The sequence below is a fragment of the Pseudomonas sp. B14-6 genome (assembly GCF_013260315.1).
GTDB lineage: Bacteria > Pseudomonadota > Gammaproteobacteria > Pseudomonadales > Pseudomonadaceae > Aquipseudomonas > Aquipseudomonas mandelii.
Map to the genome: position 1 here is coordinate 6,258,792 of NZ_CP053929.1, position 15,840 is coordinate 6,274,631.

Here is a 15,840-nt window from a genome sequence, read left to right on the forward strand (position 1 = left end):
GTTTATGGCAAACTTCGCGCCTATAAACGCCGGTCCCGCAGTTTTGAGCCTCTCAAGGTTCGGGCGGTACGGAATAAAGCGATGCCAGGTGTGCTTTCCGTGACGGGAACAGACCCTTTGTGTGTTGGTACGTCGGTGCCAACGCTTTCTGCCTGAACAGATTAGAGAAACGACCATGCATAACGTCGTCATCAGCGGCACCGGCCTGTACACCCCGGCCAACAGCATCTCCAATGAAGAGCTGGTGCAGTCTTTCAACGCTTACGTCGCGCAATTCAACGCCGATAACGCCGACGCCATCGCTCGTGGCGAAGTCGAAGCGTTGACCGAATCCAGCGCTGCGTTTATCGAAAAAGCTTCCGGTATCAAAAGCCGCTTTGTGATGGACAAGGATGGCATCCTCGACCCGCAACGCATGGCGCCGCGTCTGCCTGAGCGTTCCAACGACGAATGGTCGGTGCTTTGCCAGATGGCCATCGGCGCAGCCGAACAAGCCTTGCAGCGTGCCGGCAAGACCGCCGCCGACATCGACGGCGTCATTGTGGCGTGCTCCAACCTGCAGCGCGCCTACCCGGCCATCGCCATCGAAGTCCAGGAAGCGCTGGGTATCCAGGGCTTTGGTTTCGACATGAACGTGGCTTGCTCCTCGGCGACCTTCGGCATCCAGGCGGCCGCCAACAGCGTGCAACTGGGCCAGGCCCGGGCAATCCTGATGGTCAACCCGGAAGTTTGCACCGGTCACTTGAACTTCCGCGACCGTGACAGCCACTTCATTTTTGGCGACGCGGCGACGGCGGTGATCATTGAGCGTGCCGACCTGGCGACCTCCCCGTACCAGTTCGACATCGTCAGCACCAAACTGCTGACCAAGTTCTCCAACAATATTCGCAACAACTTCGGCTTCCTCAACCGCGCGGCGGAAGAGGGCATCGGAGCCAAGGACAAATTGTTCGTGCAGGAAGGCCGCAAGGTGTTCCGCGACGTCTGCCCGATGGTGGCCGAGCTGATCGCTACGCACCTGGAAGAGAACAAGCTCAACGTCAGTGACGTGAAACGTTTCTGGTTGCACCAGGCCAACCTCAGCATGAACCACCTGATCGTGAAGAAGCTGCTGGGCCGTGAAGCCACCGAAGAAGAAGCCCCGGTGATTCTCGACACCTACGCCAACACCAGCTCCGCCGGGTCGGTGATTTCCTTTCACAAGCATCAGGATGATCTGCCCGCCGGTTCCCTGGCCGTGCTCAGCTCGTTCGGCGCGGGTTACTCGATTGGTAGCGTGCTGTTGCGCAAGCGTTGAGGGGAAGGCTGTCGCTATTTCCGTTGATTTGCGGTGGTTTTTCCTACAGCCGAAGCAGTCGGGACGCTGTAGTTTTCGGAAATGACAGCAGGACGTTGCCGACGGCGACGCCCTGCTGACTCATTTTTCGAGGTCAGGACAAGGGGTTTGTGAATGGCGGCTGACGACGCGCAACTGCTGCAACGATTGCTGGCAGGTGAACAACAAGCCTTCAAAGAGTTGGTCAGCACTTACCAGAGCCCGATGCGTGCAGTCGCTTATGCGATCGTCGGCAACCGGCATGCTGACGAAGTGGTGCAGGATGCGTGGCTGTCGGTCGTGCGCAACCTGAGCAAGTTCGAGGCGCGTTCGAGCCTCAAGACCTGGTTGCTGACCATCACCGCCAATGCGGCGAAGGGCCGTTACAAGCAGAACCGTCGCGAGGTGCTGCTTGATGACCTTCCATCGCCCCATGGCACGATCGATGATGATCGTTTTTCGTCCGCTGATGGCCACTGGCTGGTGGCACCGTTCGCCTGGCACCAGGACACCCCGGAGGCGTTGCTCACCGAACGCGAGTTGCGCGAGTGCCTCGAACACACGTTGCTCAGCCTGTCGGAACTGCAAAGCAGCGTCTTGCTGTTGCGCGAGCGTCAGGGCCTGGAACTGGAAGACATCTGTAATCTTCTGGACATCTCGCTCTCCAATGTTCGCGTGCTGCTGCATCGGGCACGGTTGAAGGTCTTTGCGACCGTGGAGCATTTTGAGGAAACCGGCGAATGCTGACCTGTAAGGAGCAAGTGGCACGTGCCAGTGATTATCTCGATGGCCAGTTGAGCTTTCGGGAGAAGTTGCTGGTGCGGCATCATTTAATGTTCTGCCCCAATTGCCGGCGGTTCATTCGTCAGATGCGTTTGATGCAGCAGACGCTGCGCGTCTTGCCGGAGGAGGCTGTGCCGGAGGTCGATGCACTCGCCGAACGTCTCGCTGCGGAGCGTCGCAAGGACATTCCGTAAAGTCGTGGCGTTATCGCAGGGAACAGAAGCAGGCCGGCGTGGATGCATCGAACGGATGATGGGGATCGATCCATCCACGCCAGACTGTAAAGCGCCTCAAGCGTCCATGACCTGAGGCGTGGAGCGGTACTGCTTAGAACTTGGCTTCGGCGTCCAGTTGCAGAGTGTTGATGTCCGAATCCTTGAGGTTGGCGTTGGTGTAGTCAGAGTTAGCCATGAAGTACGTCGCACCCAGGGCGAAGTTCTTGTCCAGCTCGTAACTCACTTTCAACTTGCTGCCACGCGAACCGGTGAAACCGTTGGCGAAGTCGGAGTCGGTGAAGGCGCCGACCACGGCGTTACGCTGCACGTCGCGGTAGTTGTAGTCCACGGCGAAGCCATAGAACTTGGTCTTTACACCGGCCAGCCAGGCAGAATCCTGATCGTTGCTGGCGTCTTTGTTGTTGACGTACTGACCGTACAGCGAGAGCGGCAGTGGCAGGCCGGTGATGTCGATCTGACCAAAGCCTTCGTACAGTTTGAACTGCTCGTTCGGGGTGTTGCCGTTGGTGGCCAGTACGGACGGGATGCTGGTGCCGCCGGCGGTGATGTCGTCGTCGTTGTCGTAGCCGTAGACGCTGCCACCCAGAGTCAGTTTCAGGTTGTCGGTGAGGGCGAAGCGCGCGCCCAACTGGCCGGCGTACAGACGCAAGTCGTGCTTGAACTGCACGCCGTCGCCGTCGACGTTGTCCTTGAGGGTGTAGTGGCCGGCGCTACCGAACACCTCGGTGCTGGCGCCCAGCGGGTATTTATACGACACGGACAGACCTTCAGGGCTGATGTCGCTATCCCAGATGATGTCGCCCATGCTCACCCATTGCTGTGGCATCTTGCCGCCAACGATGTGCAGGTTCTTGATCGCGTCCGGGTGGTAGTCGACGTAACCCTGGTCCAGCCAGATCGACTTCTTGTCGAAGTAGTTGTCCAGGCTCTGGTTGGTGGAGCGCGCGTCGTCGTTGTTGCCGGTGGCGATACGGATACCGGTGTCGACTTGCGGGTTGATTTCGGTATAGGCACCCAGACGGGCACGAACGCGCTGACGGTCCTGGTCCCGGTTGTTCGAGACACCATCGTTCTTGACCGTTTCCTGACGGAAACGCACGTCGCCCTTGAATTGGGTCTTGGCAGCCCAGGCCAGTTTCTGGTCGAAGGTGCTCAGCTCATTGGTTTTCTTCGCGGTGGCCGCGATCTGCTCGTTGGTCTCTTGCTGAGCCTGACGGGCGATTTGCTGATCTTTTTGATCCCTGGCCAGCTCGGCTTGCAGTTCGCTGTATTGCGCATTGGTAATCGAGCCGTTTGCCTTAAGCATGTCGAGCAGTTTGGCGTCGACTGCGGCACTGGCCGGAACACTCATGGCCAGCAGCAGACCGCCACACAGGGCCGCCGCAGTTTTCGTGGAAGCAAGACGCATATCAATCTCCGAAGATGTAAGGGGATGACTGAGCCATCCGGGACACAACCGACCGTTGAGGGACGGAAACAGTGGCCGGGTAGAACCCGACGCTCTAAAAACTGGCGCCAGTATCGCGATGGTTTATTACAGAGCGGTGGCAAAGTGATGGCGTCTCGATGACGATACAAAGACCGTATGAACTTTTGATCCAGAACCCTGTCAGGCGGTTTTGACGGATGTGTAATGGCGGGCGATAGGCGATACTCGCCGGGCTGTTACGCGAAGAAGTCGAGAGGGTGTCAATGCCGCTGCAACGTCTGGAAAGCCTGTCCGATATTGGTCCGCGCACGTGGGATGCCCTGGTGCCGGAGAATCAGCCGTTTCTACGCCATGCCTTCCTCAGTGCACTGGAAGACAGCGGCAGCCTCGGCCCCCATTCCGGCTGGCAGCCCGAGCATCTGTTGCACCTCGAAGAAGGGCGTCTGATCGCCGCGTTACCCAGTTACCGCAAGTGGCATTCCTACGGCGAGTACGTGTTCGATCACGCCTGGGCCGATGCCTGCGAGCGTGCCGGCATCGACTATTACCCGAAGCTGTTGACCGCCGTGCCGTTCAGCCCGGTCAGTGGGCCACGGTTGCTGGCGCGTAATGTCGAGGACGGTTTTGAACTACTGAAGAGCCTGCCGGGCTACCTTGAAATCGAAGAACTCTCCAGCGCCCACATCAACTTCACAGACCCTTTCACCGATGCGGCATTGGCCGAACAACCCGGCTGGTTGCAGCGGATCGGCTGTCAGTACCACTGGCAGAATCGCGGATATCGGGACTTTCAAGACTTCCTCGACGTCCTCAGTTCGCGCAAACGCAAACAGATGCGCAAAGAGCGCGAGCAAGTGGCGGGGCAGGGTATTGAGTTCGAATGGCTGGAAGGCAAGCAACTGGATCAGGCGCAGTGGGATTTTGTCTATGCCTGCTACGCCAATACCTACGCAGTGCGTAGGCAACGGCCCTATTTGACGCGGGAATTTTTCAGTCTGTTGGCCGAGCGCATGCCCGAAGCCATTCGCGTGGTGTTGGCCAAGCAAGGTTCACGACCCGTGGCCATGGCCTTCAGTCTGGTGGGCGGCGACAGTTTTTACGGGCGTTACTGGGGCTGCCTGGCGGAGTTCGACCGCCTGCATTTCGAGACCTGCTTCTACCAGGGCATGGACTACGCGATTGCCAATGGCTTCCAGCGTTTTGACGCCGGCGCCCAGGGCGAACACAAGCTGATTCGCGGGTTCGAACCGGTGATCACCCATTCCTGGCACTATCTGCGTCATCCGGGACTGAAAGCCGCGGTCAAAGACTTCCTTCACCAGGAGCGTCTTGGGGTGTTGGCCTATGCCGAGGAAGCGAGGACCGCGTTGCCTTATCGGCAAGCATGATCCTCGCCCGTGGCCTCAAGTGCCTTCCTTGCCTAGCCAGCGATAGGTCACGCCGCCGATCACCGCGCCCAACAGCGGTGCCACCCAGAACATCCACAATTGCGCGATGGCCCAGCCACCGACCATCAGCGCCGGACCGGTGCTGCGGGCCGGATTGACCGAAGTGTTGGTGACGGGAATCGAGATCAAGTGAATCAGCGTCAAGGCCAGGCCGATGGCAATCGGTGCAAGCCCGGCGGGCGCGCGTTTGTCGGTGGCACCGAGGATGATCAGCACGAACATTGCGGTCATCACCAGTTCACAGACAAAGCCCGCGGCCATCGAGTACTTGCCCGGGGAGTGTTCGCCGTAGCCGTTGGACGCCAGGCCGGCGGAGAGGTCGAAGCCTTCCTTGCCGCTGGCGATGTAGTAGATCAGCGCGGCGGCGATAATGGCGCCAATCACCTGGGCGATGATGTACGCGGGCAACTCCCGCGCCGGGAACCGACCGCCGACGCACAGGCCGACGGAGACGGCAGGGTTGAGGTGGCAACCGGAGATATGGCCGATGGCGAAGGCCATGGTCAACACGGTGAGACCAAACGCAATGGCCACACCCAGCACCCCGATCCCGAGGGGCGAAGAGGCGGCGAGCACCGCACTGCCGCAACCCCCCAATACCAGCCAGAACGTACCTAACAACTCAGTGACAGAACGTTTGAACAGCGACATGAGAGCGTCCTTGATAGGCGACCTATCGAGACTGTATCGCGTGATGCATCCTGCAGACTTACGACAGGCTCATCTCCAGAACCTTGGCTGAGTACAGCAGGGTTTCTGCGGATTTCCAGCGGCCACAAAAAACCGCCAGGGCCTGTGGTTAGCAGGCTGTGGCGGTTTTTTGGTGGATTTAGAGGGCGCTTGTGGCGAGGGAGCTTGCTCCCGCTGGACAGCGAAGCTGTCCCTATGGCAAAAACTCCACTGTGTCAGAAAAACCAGGCTGCCTGAAATTACGACTGCTGCGCAGCCGAGCGGGAGCAAGCTCCCTTGCCACAAAAGCTCACTCCCACAGGTTCGATGGTGATCTCACGATATCAGTCGATACCGACAAACCCACCCGTCTGGTGCTGCCACAGCCGCGCATACAATCCACCATGCGCCAGCAGTTCGGCGTGGGTGCCGGTTTCGGCGATCTTGCCTTTTTCCAGCACCACCAGCCGGTCCATCCGGGCGATGGTCGAGAGTCGGTGGGCGATGGCGATCACGGTTTTGCCTTGCATCAGGGTTTCCAGGCTTTCCTGGATCGCCGCTTCGACTTCCGAGTCCAGCGCCGAGGTCGCCTCGTCCATGATCAGGATGGGTGCGTCCTTGAGCAGCACACGAGCAATCGCAATCCGCTGACGCTGGCCGCCGGAGAGTTTCACCCCGCGCTCACCCACGTGCGCATCGAAACCGGTACGGCCTTCGGCGTCCGACAGCAACGGAATGAACTCATCGGCGCGCGCCTTGTGCACCGCTTCCCACAGCTCGGCGTCGGTGGCATCGGGTCTGCCGTAAAGCAGGTTGTCGCGAATCGAACGGTGCAGCAACGAGGTGTCCTGGGTGATCATGCCGATGCGCTCGCGCAGGCTTTCCTGGCCGACTTCGGCGATGTTCTGCCCATCGATGAGGATTCGCCCGCCCTGCACGTCATAGAGGCGTAGCAGCAGGTTGACCAGGGTCGATTTGCCGGCACCGGATGGCCCGATCAAGCCGATTTTCTCACCGGGCTTGATCGTCAGGTTAAGGTCGCCAATGATTCCGCTCTTCTTGCCGTAGTGAAAATCCACGTGCTCGAAACGCACTTCGCCTCGGGGCACGGCCAGCGGTTTGGCCTGATCGCGGTCAGTGATGCTGACCGGTTGGGCGATGGTCCGCAAACCGTCCTGGACCATGCCAATGTTTTCGAAGATGCCAGTGACCACCCACATGATCCAGCCGGACATGTTGACGATACGAATCACCAGGCCAGTCGCCAGGGCAATCGCGCCCACCGAGATCAGCGACTGCGTCCACAGCCACAGGGCCAGGCCGGTGGTGGTGACGATCAGCAGGCCGTTCATGCTGGTGATGGCCACGTCCATGCTGGTGACCACGCGCCCGGCCAGTTGGGCTTTTTCGGTTTGCTCCTTGATGGCTTCCTTGGCGTATTGCTGTTCATGGTTGGTATGGGCGAACAACTTCAAGGTGGTGATGTTGGTGTAGCCGTCGACGATCCGTCCCATGAGTTTGGAGCGCGCATCGGAGGATTGCACCGAGCGGTCCTTGACCCGCGGCACGAAGTAATAAAGCGCGCCGATGAACCCGGCGATCCAGGTCGTCAGCGGGATCATCAGGCGCCAGTCTGCTTCGGCAAACAGCACCAGCGCGCTGATGGCGTAGATCAGCACATGCCACAGGGCATCCACCGCTTGCACGGCGGAATCGCGCAGGGCGTTGCCGGTCTGCATGATGCGCTGGGCGATGCGCCCGGCGAAGTCGTTCTGGAAGAAGTTCAGACTCTGTTTGAGGACATAGCGGTGGTTCTGCCAGAGAATCAGGCTGGTCATGCCAGGGTTCAGCGTCTGGTGCACCAGCAGGTCGTGCAGACCGAAGAAAATCGGTCGCAGAACCAGGGTCACTACCACCATCCAGGTCAGTTCAAGTGCGTGGTCCTGGAAGAAATCGGGGTTCGGCGTGCCTTGGGCCAGGTCGATGATGCGGCTCAGGTAGTTGAACAGCGCGACTTCGATCAAGGAGGCGAACAGGCCGACAATCAGCAGGGCGGCGAAACTCGGCCAGACCTGCTTCAAGTAATAGGTATAGAAGGGGAGAACCCGATCTGGCGGAGCCGCCGTCGGAGCGTCGCGGAATATGTCGATCAGTTTCTCGAAACGGCGATAAAGCATCAGTTCTCCGCCCGCGCGCGGGCTCTCCTTTAAACGATATGAGCGGCGCCGGATGCCGGCAGCCGCTCAAGCACTCCTGTGCAGATTAGTTGATCACTTTGGCCGACTTGATGAAAACAGAGTCGGCCGGCACATCTTTCATGCCGCCTTTGGTGGTGGTCGGGGAATTGACGATGATGTCCACCACATCCATGCCTTTGACGACTTTACCGAACACGGCATAGCCATCGCCCTGGTCGAGGAAGTCGTTGTCCTTGACGTTGATAAAGAACTGGCTGGTGGCCGAATCCGGGTTCGAGGTGCGGGCCATGGACAGCGTGCCACGCACGTTATGCAGGCCGTTTTTGGATTCGTTCTTGATCGGCGCCTTGGTTTCTTTTTGCTGCATCTGTTGAGTGAAACCACCGCCCTGGACCATGAAGCCAGGAATCACGCGGTGGAAAATCGTGTTGTTGTAAAAGCCGCTGTTGACGTAATCAAGGAAGTTTTTGGTACTGATCGGTGCCTTGACCGGGTCCAGTTCGATTTCGATCTGGCCGTTGGTGGTTTCCAGCAATACGTGCGGCGCCTTGGCGGCGGGCGTTGCGGCCATCAGGTTGGCGGCAAACAGAACGGAGCCGGCGACGAGGGCAATTTTTTTCAGCATGGGTCAGTGATCCTGAGTGAGGGGGTGTCGACTGCGGTGAGAAACTCGAGCAGGGTTTGGTTGAAGCGTTCGGGTTGATCCAGCGGGGTGGCGTGGCGGGAATCGGCGATCACCACCAGCCGCGCATCGGGCAGCAGTTTTACGTAGGTTTCCTTCAGCGAGACCGGCGTGTAATCGCGGTCGGCGGTGACGATCAGGGTTGGACAGGCGACTTTGGAAAGTCGTTCCTGAACACCCCAGCCAACAATGGCATCGAAGCTGGCGAGATAAGCATGTTTGTCGTTTTTTGCCCAGCGCTCGGCCATTTTCTGGCGCAAATCAGCTTGTTCGGGTTTGGGGAACAGCTTGGCACCCAAGGCCTTGCCGATGGCGCCCAGACTGAGGGCACGCATCAGGCTCCAGCGTTTGAACCACTGCCAGTAATCGTCGCGGGTGCGCAGCTTGACCTCCGGCGCACTGTTGACGATGCACAGGCTTTTAAGCATGTGCGACTGATCCACGGCCAGTTGAAAACCGATCATGCCGCCCATGGACAAGCCCACGTAATGCGTGGGGCCGAGGTTCAGGTGTTCCATCAGGGCGACCAGGTCGGCGCTGAACCCGGCAATGCTGTAACGCTCCCGGGGTTTGTCGGAGCGGCCGTGACCGCGCACATCCGGAACGATTACACGGTAATGGGCTGACAGCGCCGGGATCTGCTTTTCCCAGTCCAGGGTACTGGAACCCAGCCCGTGGACCAGCAGCAACGGCGTGCCGTGACCGTATTCCTCATAGTGCAGGTTGCAACCTTCATGTTCGAAATAGGCCATGCGGATACTCCGTGTCAGGCTTGTTCAGGGCGGCGAACGGCGCATCCAGCGGCGCGGTGTCGAAGGTGCGCAGCAGTTCGATCAGGATTTGTGTCGCCGGGCCCAAGGGTTTTTCCTTGTTCGAATACAGATAAAAACTCGGGTTGCGGCTGCCGCCCTGGTCCAACGGTAGCAGCTTGAGCGTGCCTTCCTTGAGTTCGCGTTCGATCATGTGCCGGGGCAGCCAGGCGAAACCCAGGCCACTGCTGACAAACGTCGCCGCGGTGGCCAGGCTGCCGACGGTCCAGCGCTGTTCGGCGCCGAGCCAGCCGACGTCTCGTGGCTGCTGGCGACCGGAGTCGCGGATGACCACTTGCAGCTGGCTTTCAAGGTCCTGGAAATTAAGTTCGCGGTTGAGGCGATGCAAGGCGTGTTCGGGGTGGGCGACCGCGACAAACTCGACGTCGCTCAACTCCGCACCCAGGTAGCCCGGAATGCTGAAACCACTGATGGCCAGGTCGGCCACGCCTTCGAGCAGTACTTCTTCAACGCCCGACAACACTTCTTCGCGCAGACGCACCCGGCAACCACGGCTCTGCGGCATGAACGCGGTCAACGCGCGGACGAGGCGGGCGCTCGGGTAAGCCGCATCGACCACCAGCCGCACTTCCGCTTCCCAGCCTTGCTCCATGTGGTGGGCCAGGTCTTCCAGCTGGCTGGCCTGTTTCACCAGTTGCCGCGAGCGTCGCAACAACACGCCGCCGGCTTCGGTCAGCACCGCTTTGCGGCCGTCGATGCGCAGCAGCGGCACGCCGAGCTGGTCCTGCATACGCGCCACGGTGTAGCTCACCGACGATTGCGAGCGGTGCAGCGCTTCGGCGGCCTGGGCGAAACCGCCGTGGTCGACCACGGCTTGTAATGTTCGCCATTGATCAAGGGTCACGCGGGGCGCTTTCATGAATAGCTCCTCTTGTCCTAAGCTGGCAGTCCTTATTGGAGACTGCTGAATGAAAAAATTCTGTTGTTTGGTGCTGGCGCTGCTGCCGCTGACTGCGTTTGCTTACCCGATTGATGTGGAGAAAAACCTCAACGGCATGAAGATCGACTACAACGCCCACGACACGGATAACGACATCGCATCCATTCAGGTCAACAACTACGGCGATACCGATGCGATCTGCAAGGTGGTTTTCAACAATGGCCCGGAAGCGCCGCGCACCCGCTCTATCGAAGTGGCCGCTGGCAAACACAAAAATGCCACCGCCAAGTTCACCCGCACCATTATCAAGATGCGCATCAACCTGAGCTGCACCCCCAAATGACATAAAACCCTGTAGGGGCGAGGCTTGCCTGCGAAGACGGTGTGCCAATCGACATGGATGTTGAATGACACCGGCCCCTTCACGGGCAAGCCTCGCTCCTGCAGGTGCAGGGCATGATCAGCTTATAAACGAATTTATTGATGGGTTATAGCAGTTATTTGCGCTTTTTCATCGATATGACTCTGTTTAACCTTCACTCCATCGCCTTACAGCATTCTCAGATGGAGCCTACATCCCATGTCACGCGTTCTGATCATCGAAAGCAGCGCACGTCAGCAAGACTCGGTTTCCCGTCAGTTGACCCAGACGTTCGTCAGCCAGTGGAAAGCCGCTCACCCGAACGACCAGATCACCGTGCGTGACCTCGCCGTCAACCCGGTGCCGCACCTGGACATCAATCTGCTGGGCGGCTGGATGAAACCCGCCGAACAGCGCAGCGAAATCGAACAGGTCTCCCTGGAACGCTCCAACGAGTTGACCGACGAACTGTTGGCCGCTGACGTGCTGGTCATGGCCGCGCCGATGTACAACTTCGCCATCCCCAGCACCCTTAAAGCCTGGCTCGACCATGTGCTGCGTGCCGGCGTGACTTTCAAGTACACCGAGACCGGCCCGCAAGGTTTGCTCAGCGGCAAGCGCGCCTACGTGCTGACTGCTCGCGGCGGGATCTACGCCGGTAGCACCGCCGATCACCAGGAACCGTACCTGCGTCAGGTGATGGGTTTCATCGGGATTCACGACGTGACCTTCATTCACGCCGAAGGCATGAACCTGGGCGGTGACTTCCAGGAGAAAGGCTTGAACCAGGCCAACGCCAAGCTTTCCCAGGTGGCCTGAGGCTTTAATCGCCAGATAATCCCTTGATGTTCAAGTGGCCTGGCGCAACCCCTTCAAGGCTTTACGCGCATCGAACCTCCCTTTGCACTTGTTGCTCCTGAGTGCTGTCGCCCGATTGAACGCTTTAGCGAGATCGGGCTTTTTTTTGCCTGGGATTTTTGGGGTTGAACTCGAACCTGGAGCGAAGCTTGCTCGCGAAGACGGTGTCAGATCCAACATAGATAGCGGCTGACACAGCGTCTTCGCGAGCAAGCTTCGCTCCTACAGGAATCGATGTGTTCTCGTGATTGCCAGCAAAACCCGCTATCGTCGCCGCCATTCGAAACGAGGCGAGCATGGGCTATCTACTTTTTGTCACGCTGATCCAGGCGTTTTCCTTCAGTCTGATCGGCGAATACCTGGCCGGTCATGTCGACAGTTACTTCGCGGTGCTGGTGCGGGTTTTGTTGGCCGGGCTGGTATTTATCCCGTTGACGCGCTGGCGTTCGGTTGAGCCGGCGTTCATGCGCGGCATGCTGTTGATCGGCGCGTTGCAGTTCGGCGTGACCTACGTCTGCCTGTACCTGAGCTTCCGGGTGCTGACGGTGCCGGAAGTGTTGCTGTTCACCATCCTCACACCTCTGCACGTGACCCTGATCGAAGATGCCTTGAATCGGCGCTTCAATCCGTGGGCGCTGGTGGCCGCACTGGTGGCGGTGCTCGGTGCGGCGGTGATTCGTTACGACCGGATCAACCCGGATTTCTTCATGGGCTTCCTGCTGCTGCAACTGGCCAACTTCACCTACGCCGCCGGGCAAGTGCTATATAAACATCTGGTGGCGCGTTACCCGAGCGATCTGCCGCATTACCGACGCTTCGGCTACTTTTACCTGGGCGCGCTGGCGGTGGCATTACCGGCATTTCTGATGTTCGGCAAACAGAATTTCCTGCCGGAGGCGCCGCTGCAATGGGGTGTGTTGGTGTTCCTCGGCCTGGTCTCGACCGCGTTGGGGTTGTACTGGTGGAACAAGGGCGCCTGTATGGTGAACGGTGGAACATTGGCGGTGATGAACAACCTGCATGTGCCGGTGGGGTTGCTGATCAATCTGTTGATCTGGAATCAGCATGAAGAACTAGGGCGGTTGTTCTTTGGCGGATCGGTGATTTTGATGGCGGTGTGGATCAGTCGGTTGGGTGTACGCAGGCCAGCTATCGCGTGATCATTCCCACGCGGAGCGTGGGAGCGATCAGTTCGGTGGGCTACATGATGTGTTTTTCGGGCTCGGGTATATGGCCCGCGCCTAAAACTGCCGGAAGTAACCCGCTCCGCAAGTCCCCACCACTCGGCTGCTGATACAGGCTCAATCCGAACTCCGGCAGCACCGCCAGCAGGTAATCGAAAATATCCCCCTGAATCCGCTCGTAATCTGCCCACGCCGTAGTGCGGGTGAAACAGTAGATTTCCAGCGGAATACCCTGCGCGGTGGTTTGCATCTGGCGGACCATGCAGGTCATGCTCGGCTGAACCTCCGGATGACTCTTCAGATAGGCCAGCGCATAGGCGCGGAACGTCCCGATGTTGGTCATCCGCCGACGGTTGGCCGACATCGCTGCGACATTGCCCTGCGCCTCGTTCCAGGCCTTGAGCTCCGCCTGTTTGCGGCCGATGTAGTCGGTGAGCAGATGCACCTGGCTCAGTTTCAACTCTTCGTCGTCGCGGACGAATCGCACGCCGCTGGCATCGATGAACAGGCTGCGCTTGATCCGTCGTCCGCCGGACTGCTGCATGCCGCGCCAGTTCTTGAACGACTCGGACATCAGGCGCCAGGTCGGTATCGAGACGATGGTCTTGTCGAAATTCTGCACTTTCACCGTGTGCAGCGTGATATCCACCACGTCACCGTCGGCACCGACTTGCGGCATCTCGATCCAGTCGCCGACCCGCAGCATGTCGTTGCTGGTCAGTTGCACGCTGGCGACGAACGACAGCAGCGTGTCCTTGTAGACCAACAGAATCACTGCCGACATGGCGCCCAGGCCGGACAGCAGCAACAGGGGCGAACGGTCGATCAGCGTGGCGACGATGATGATCGCGCCAAACACGTACAGGACCATTTTCGTCAGTTGCACGTAGCCTTTGATCGACCGGGTACGGGCATGTTCGGTGCGCGCGTAGATGTCCAGCAGGGCACTGAGCAGGGCGCTGACCGACAGCATCAGGAACAGAATGGTGAACGCCAGCGCGACGTTACCGAGGAATATCAGGCTGGTCTTGCTCAGCCCCGGCACCAGGTGCAGGCCGAACTGGATCACCAGCGACGGCGTCATCTGTGCCAGGCGATGAAAGACCTTGTTATGCCGAAAGTCGTTGACCCAGTGCAAGGCCGGTTGCCGGCCAAGCATTTTGGTCGCATGAATAATGAGGTAGCGCGCCACTCGTCCGAGGACCAGCGCCACCACCAGCAGCAGGATCAGTGCCAGGCTGGAATGCAGGAGCGGGTGCTGATCGAGGGCACCCCAGAGGTCTTGGGCGTTGAGCCAGAGCTGTTTGATATCCATGGGTAAAACCGGTTCTTCTGTAGGACGCGACGGGGCGATTAGAGCATCTAAGACGCTTTGCATGACGTTTTGAGACAAATCAGGCAACAAAAAAGCCACTGTTTACCGCCGTTTGCATAAAGAAACTCGGCCTCGGCGCTCGAAACCGTTACCCTATGCAGCTGTTTTTTTGTATTTCTTCGAGGTAGCACCCGTGTTTTCCCAATTCGCCCTGCACGAACGCCTGCTCAAAGCCGTGGCCGAGCTTAAATTTGTCGAGCCAACGCCTGTGCAAGCAGCGGCTATTCCGCTGGCGCTCCAAGGGCGTGACCTGCGGGTGACAGCGCAAACCGGTAGCGGCAAGACCGCTGCATTCGTTTTGCCGATCCTCAACCGTCTGATCGGCCCGGCCAAAGTCCGCGTCAGCATCAAGACCCTGATCCTGTTGCCGACCCGCGAGCTGGCCCAGCAGACCATCAAGGAAGTCGAGCGCTTCGCTCAGTTCACGTTCATCAAGTCCGGTTTGATCACCGGTGGTGAAGACTTCAAGGTCCAGGCCGCCATGCTGCGCAAAGTGCCGGACATCCTGATCGGTACGCCGGGCCGGATGATCGAGCAACTGAACGCCGGCAACCTCGACTTGAAAGAAGTTGAAGTGCTGGTCCTCGACGAAGCCGACCGCATGCTCGACATGGGCTTTGCCGAAGACGTGCAGCGTCTGGTGGAAGAATGCACCAACCGTCAGCAGACCATGCTGTTCTCGGCCACCACCGGCGGTTCGGGCTTGCGCGAGATGGTCGCCAAGGTCCTGAACAACCCGGAACACTTGCAGCTGAACAACGTCAGCGATCTGAACGCGACCACCCGTCAGCAGATCATCACCGCTGACCACAACCAGCACAAAGAACAGATCGTCAACTGGCTGTTGGCCAACGAGACCTATCAGAAGGCTATCGTGTTCACCAACACCCGGGCCATGGCTGACCGCATCTACGGCCGCCTGGTGGCGCAGGAATACAAAGCGTTCGTGCTGCACGGTGACAAAGACCAGAAAGACCGCAAGCTGGCCATCGACCGCCTGAAGCAGGGCGGTGTGAAAATCCTCGTCGCCACCGACGTCGCCGCTCGCGGCCTCGACGTGGAAGGCCTGGACCTGGTGATCAACTTCGACATGCCGCGCAGCGGCGACGAATACGTTCACCGTATCGGTCGTACTGGCCGCGCCGGCAACGATGGCCTGGCCATCTCGCTGATCTGCCACGGCGACTGGAACCTGATGTCGAGCGTCGAGCGCTACCTCAAGCAGAGCTTCGAGCGCCGCACCATCAAGGAAGTCAAAGGCACCTACGGCGGACCGAAAAAGGTCAAGGCCTCGGGCAAAGCCGTTGGCGTGAAGAAGAAAAAGGTCGACGCCAAGGGCGACAAGAAGAAAACCGGCGCCAAGGCCCCGACCAAGCGCAAGATCGCCAACCGCCCGAAGACCGACGCCCTGTCGCTGGTCAGCAAGGACGGCATGGCGCCGCTCAAGCGCCGCAAGCCGGAAGCACCGGCTGCTGAATAAGGCGTTGTCAGGTCAGTTAGGATAGGTATGGCGAACACAAAACCTTGTGGCGAGGGAGCTTGCTCCCGCTGAGGCGCGAAGCGGCCCTGAAAAGAAGGGACTGCTGCGCAGT

At 59.3% G+C, this 15,840-nt stretch carries 14 protein-coding genes and 1 pseudogene; 8 read left to right on the plus strand and 7 right to left on the minus strand.

Translation table 11 applies throughout. The features are described 5' to 3' along the window. Window positions 1-175: 175 nt before the first annotated feature. The 3 genes from HP062_RS28595 to HP062_RS28605 all read left to right on the plus strand — a co-directional run bounded on the left by HP062_RS28595 (window position 176) and on the right by HP062_RS28605 (window position 2,292). The gene (locus tag HP062_RS28595; protein ID WP_077749153.1) at window positions 176-1,297 is read left to right on the plus strand and encodes a beta-ketoacyl-ACP synthase III; all 1,122 of its coding nucleotides are present in this window, start codon (window positions 176-178) and stop codon (window positions 1,295-1,297) included. A gap of 153 nt (window positions 1,298-1,450) precedes the next feature. Beyond that, complete coding sequence (locus tag HP062_RS28600) at window positions 1,451-2,062, plus strand: RNA polymerase sigma factor (RefSeq protein ID WP_102594233.1); 612 nt, start codon at window positions 1,451-1,453, stop codon at window positions 2,060-2,062. Further along, window positions 2,056-2,292 (plus strand): anti-sigma factor, encoded by a 237-nt coding sequence (locus HP062_RS28605; protein ID WP_010462064.1) that lies wholly within the window; start codon window positions 2,056-2,058, stop codon window positions 2,290-2,292. Before HP062_RS28600 ends, HP062_RS28605 begins: the two co-directional genes overlap by 7 nt. 133 nt (window positions 2,293-2,425) lie before the next feature. Here the strand turns inward: HP062_RS28605 and HP062_RS28610 are convergent, their stop codons facing one another. Next, window positions 2,426-3,742, minus strand: a complete 1,317-nt coding sequence (locus tag HP062_RS28610; RefSeq protein WP_010462062.1) for a putative porin — start codon at window positions 3,740-3,742, stop codon at window positions 2,426-2,428. A 284-nt stretch (window positions 3,743-4,026) separates the two neighbouring features. Here HP062_RS28610 and HP062_RS28615 point away from each other — a divergent pair, with 284 nt between their 5' ends. Beyond that, complete coding sequence (locus tag HP062_RS28615; RefSeq protein WP_010462060.1) at window positions 4,027-5,151, plus strand: GNAT family N-acetyltransferase; 1,125 nt, start codon at window positions 4,027-4,029, stop codon at window positions 5,149-5,151. Between the two features lie 15 nt (window positions 5,152-5,166). On the opposite strand, the gene aqpZ is transcribed toward HP062_RS28615, so the two are convergent. The 5 genes and pseudogenes from aqpZ to HP062_RS28640 form a co-directional block, all read right to left on the minus strand. After that, the gene (gene aqpZ, locus HP062_RS28620; RefSeq protein WP_010462058.1) at window positions 5,167-5,862 is read right to left on the minus strand and encodes an aquaporin Z; all 696 of its coding nucleotides are present in this window, start codon (window positions 5,860-5,862) and stop codon (window positions 5,167-5,169) included. A 362-nt stretch (window positions 5,863-6,224) separates the two neighbouring features. Then, window positions 6,225-8,057, minus strand: a complete 1,833-nt coding sequence (locus tag HP062_RS28625; protein ID WP_010462056.1) for an ABC transporter ATP-binding protein — start codon at window positions 8,055-8,057, stop codon at window positions 6,225-6,227. An 85-nt stretch (window positions 8,058-8,142) separates the two neighbouring features. After that, a complete protein-coding gene (locus HP062_RS28630; protein ID WP_010462054.1) occupies window positions 8,143-8,703 on the minus strand; it encodes a peptidylprolyl isomerase A in 561 nt (186 codons plus the stop codon). Window positions 8,704-8,706: 3 nt separating this feature from the next. After that, a pseudogene (locus HP062_RS28635) lies at window positions 8,707-9,512 on the minus strand (alpha/beta fold hydrolase). Continuing rightward, window positions 9,493-10,449 (minus strand): LysR family transcriptional regulator, encoded by a 957-nt coding sequence (locus tag HP062_RS28640; protein WP_172792404.1) that lies wholly within the window; start codon window positions 10,447-10,449, stop codon window positions 9,493-9,495. The pseudogene HP062_RS28635 and the gene HP062_RS28640 overlap by 20 nt, the downstream one beginning before the upstream one ends. A gap of 49 nt (window positions 10,450-10,498) precedes the next feature. Between HP062_RS28640 and HP062_RS28645 the strand changes: the two genes are divergently transcribed. The 3 genes from HP062_RS28645 (at window position 10,499) to HP062_RS28655 (ending at window position 12,849) form a co-directional block, all read left to right on the plus strand. Continuing rightward, window positions 10,499-10,813, plus strand: a complete 315-nt coding sequence (locus HP062_RS28645) for a hypothetical protein (RefSeq protein WP_010462048.1) — start codon at window positions 10,499-10,501, stop codon at window positions 10,811-10,813. A 237-nt stretch (window positions 10,814-11,050) separates the two neighbouring features. Continuing rightward, window positions 11,051-11,650, plus strand: a complete 600-nt coding sequence (locus HP062_RS28650) for an FMN-dependent NADH-azoreductase (RefSeq protein WP_172792405.1) — start codon at window positions 11,051-11,053, stop codon at window positions 11,648-11,650. 335 nt (window positions 11,651-11,985) lie between these two features. Beyond that, window positions 11,986-12,849 (plus strand): carboxylate/amino acid/amine transporter, encoded by an 864-nt coding sequence (locus HP062_RS28655; protein WP_172792406.1) that lies wholly within the window; start codon window positions 11,986-11,988, stop codon window positions 12,847-12,849. Window positions 12,850-12,889: 40 nt separating this feature from the next. On the opposite strand, the gene HP062_RS28660 is transcribed toward HP062_RS28655, so the two are convergent. Then, window positions 12,890-14,188: a mechanosensitive ion channel family protein gene (locus tag HP062_RS28660; RefSeq protein ID WP_172792407.1), complete on the minus strand. Its 1,299-nt coding sequence runs from the start codon at window positions 14,186-14,188 to the stop codon at window positions 12,890-12,892. A 193-nt stretch (window positions 14,189-14,381) separates the two neighbouring features. Between HP062_RS28660 and HP062_RS28665 the strand changes: the two genes are divergently transcribed. Next, complete coding sequence (locus HP062_RS28665; RefSeq protein ID WP_008153197.1) at window positions 14,382-15,728, plus strand: DEAD/DEAH box helicase; 1,347 nt, start codon at window positions 14,382-14,384, stop codon at window positions 15,726-15,728. The last annotated feature ends 112 nt before the right edge of the window (window positions 15,729-15,840 follow it).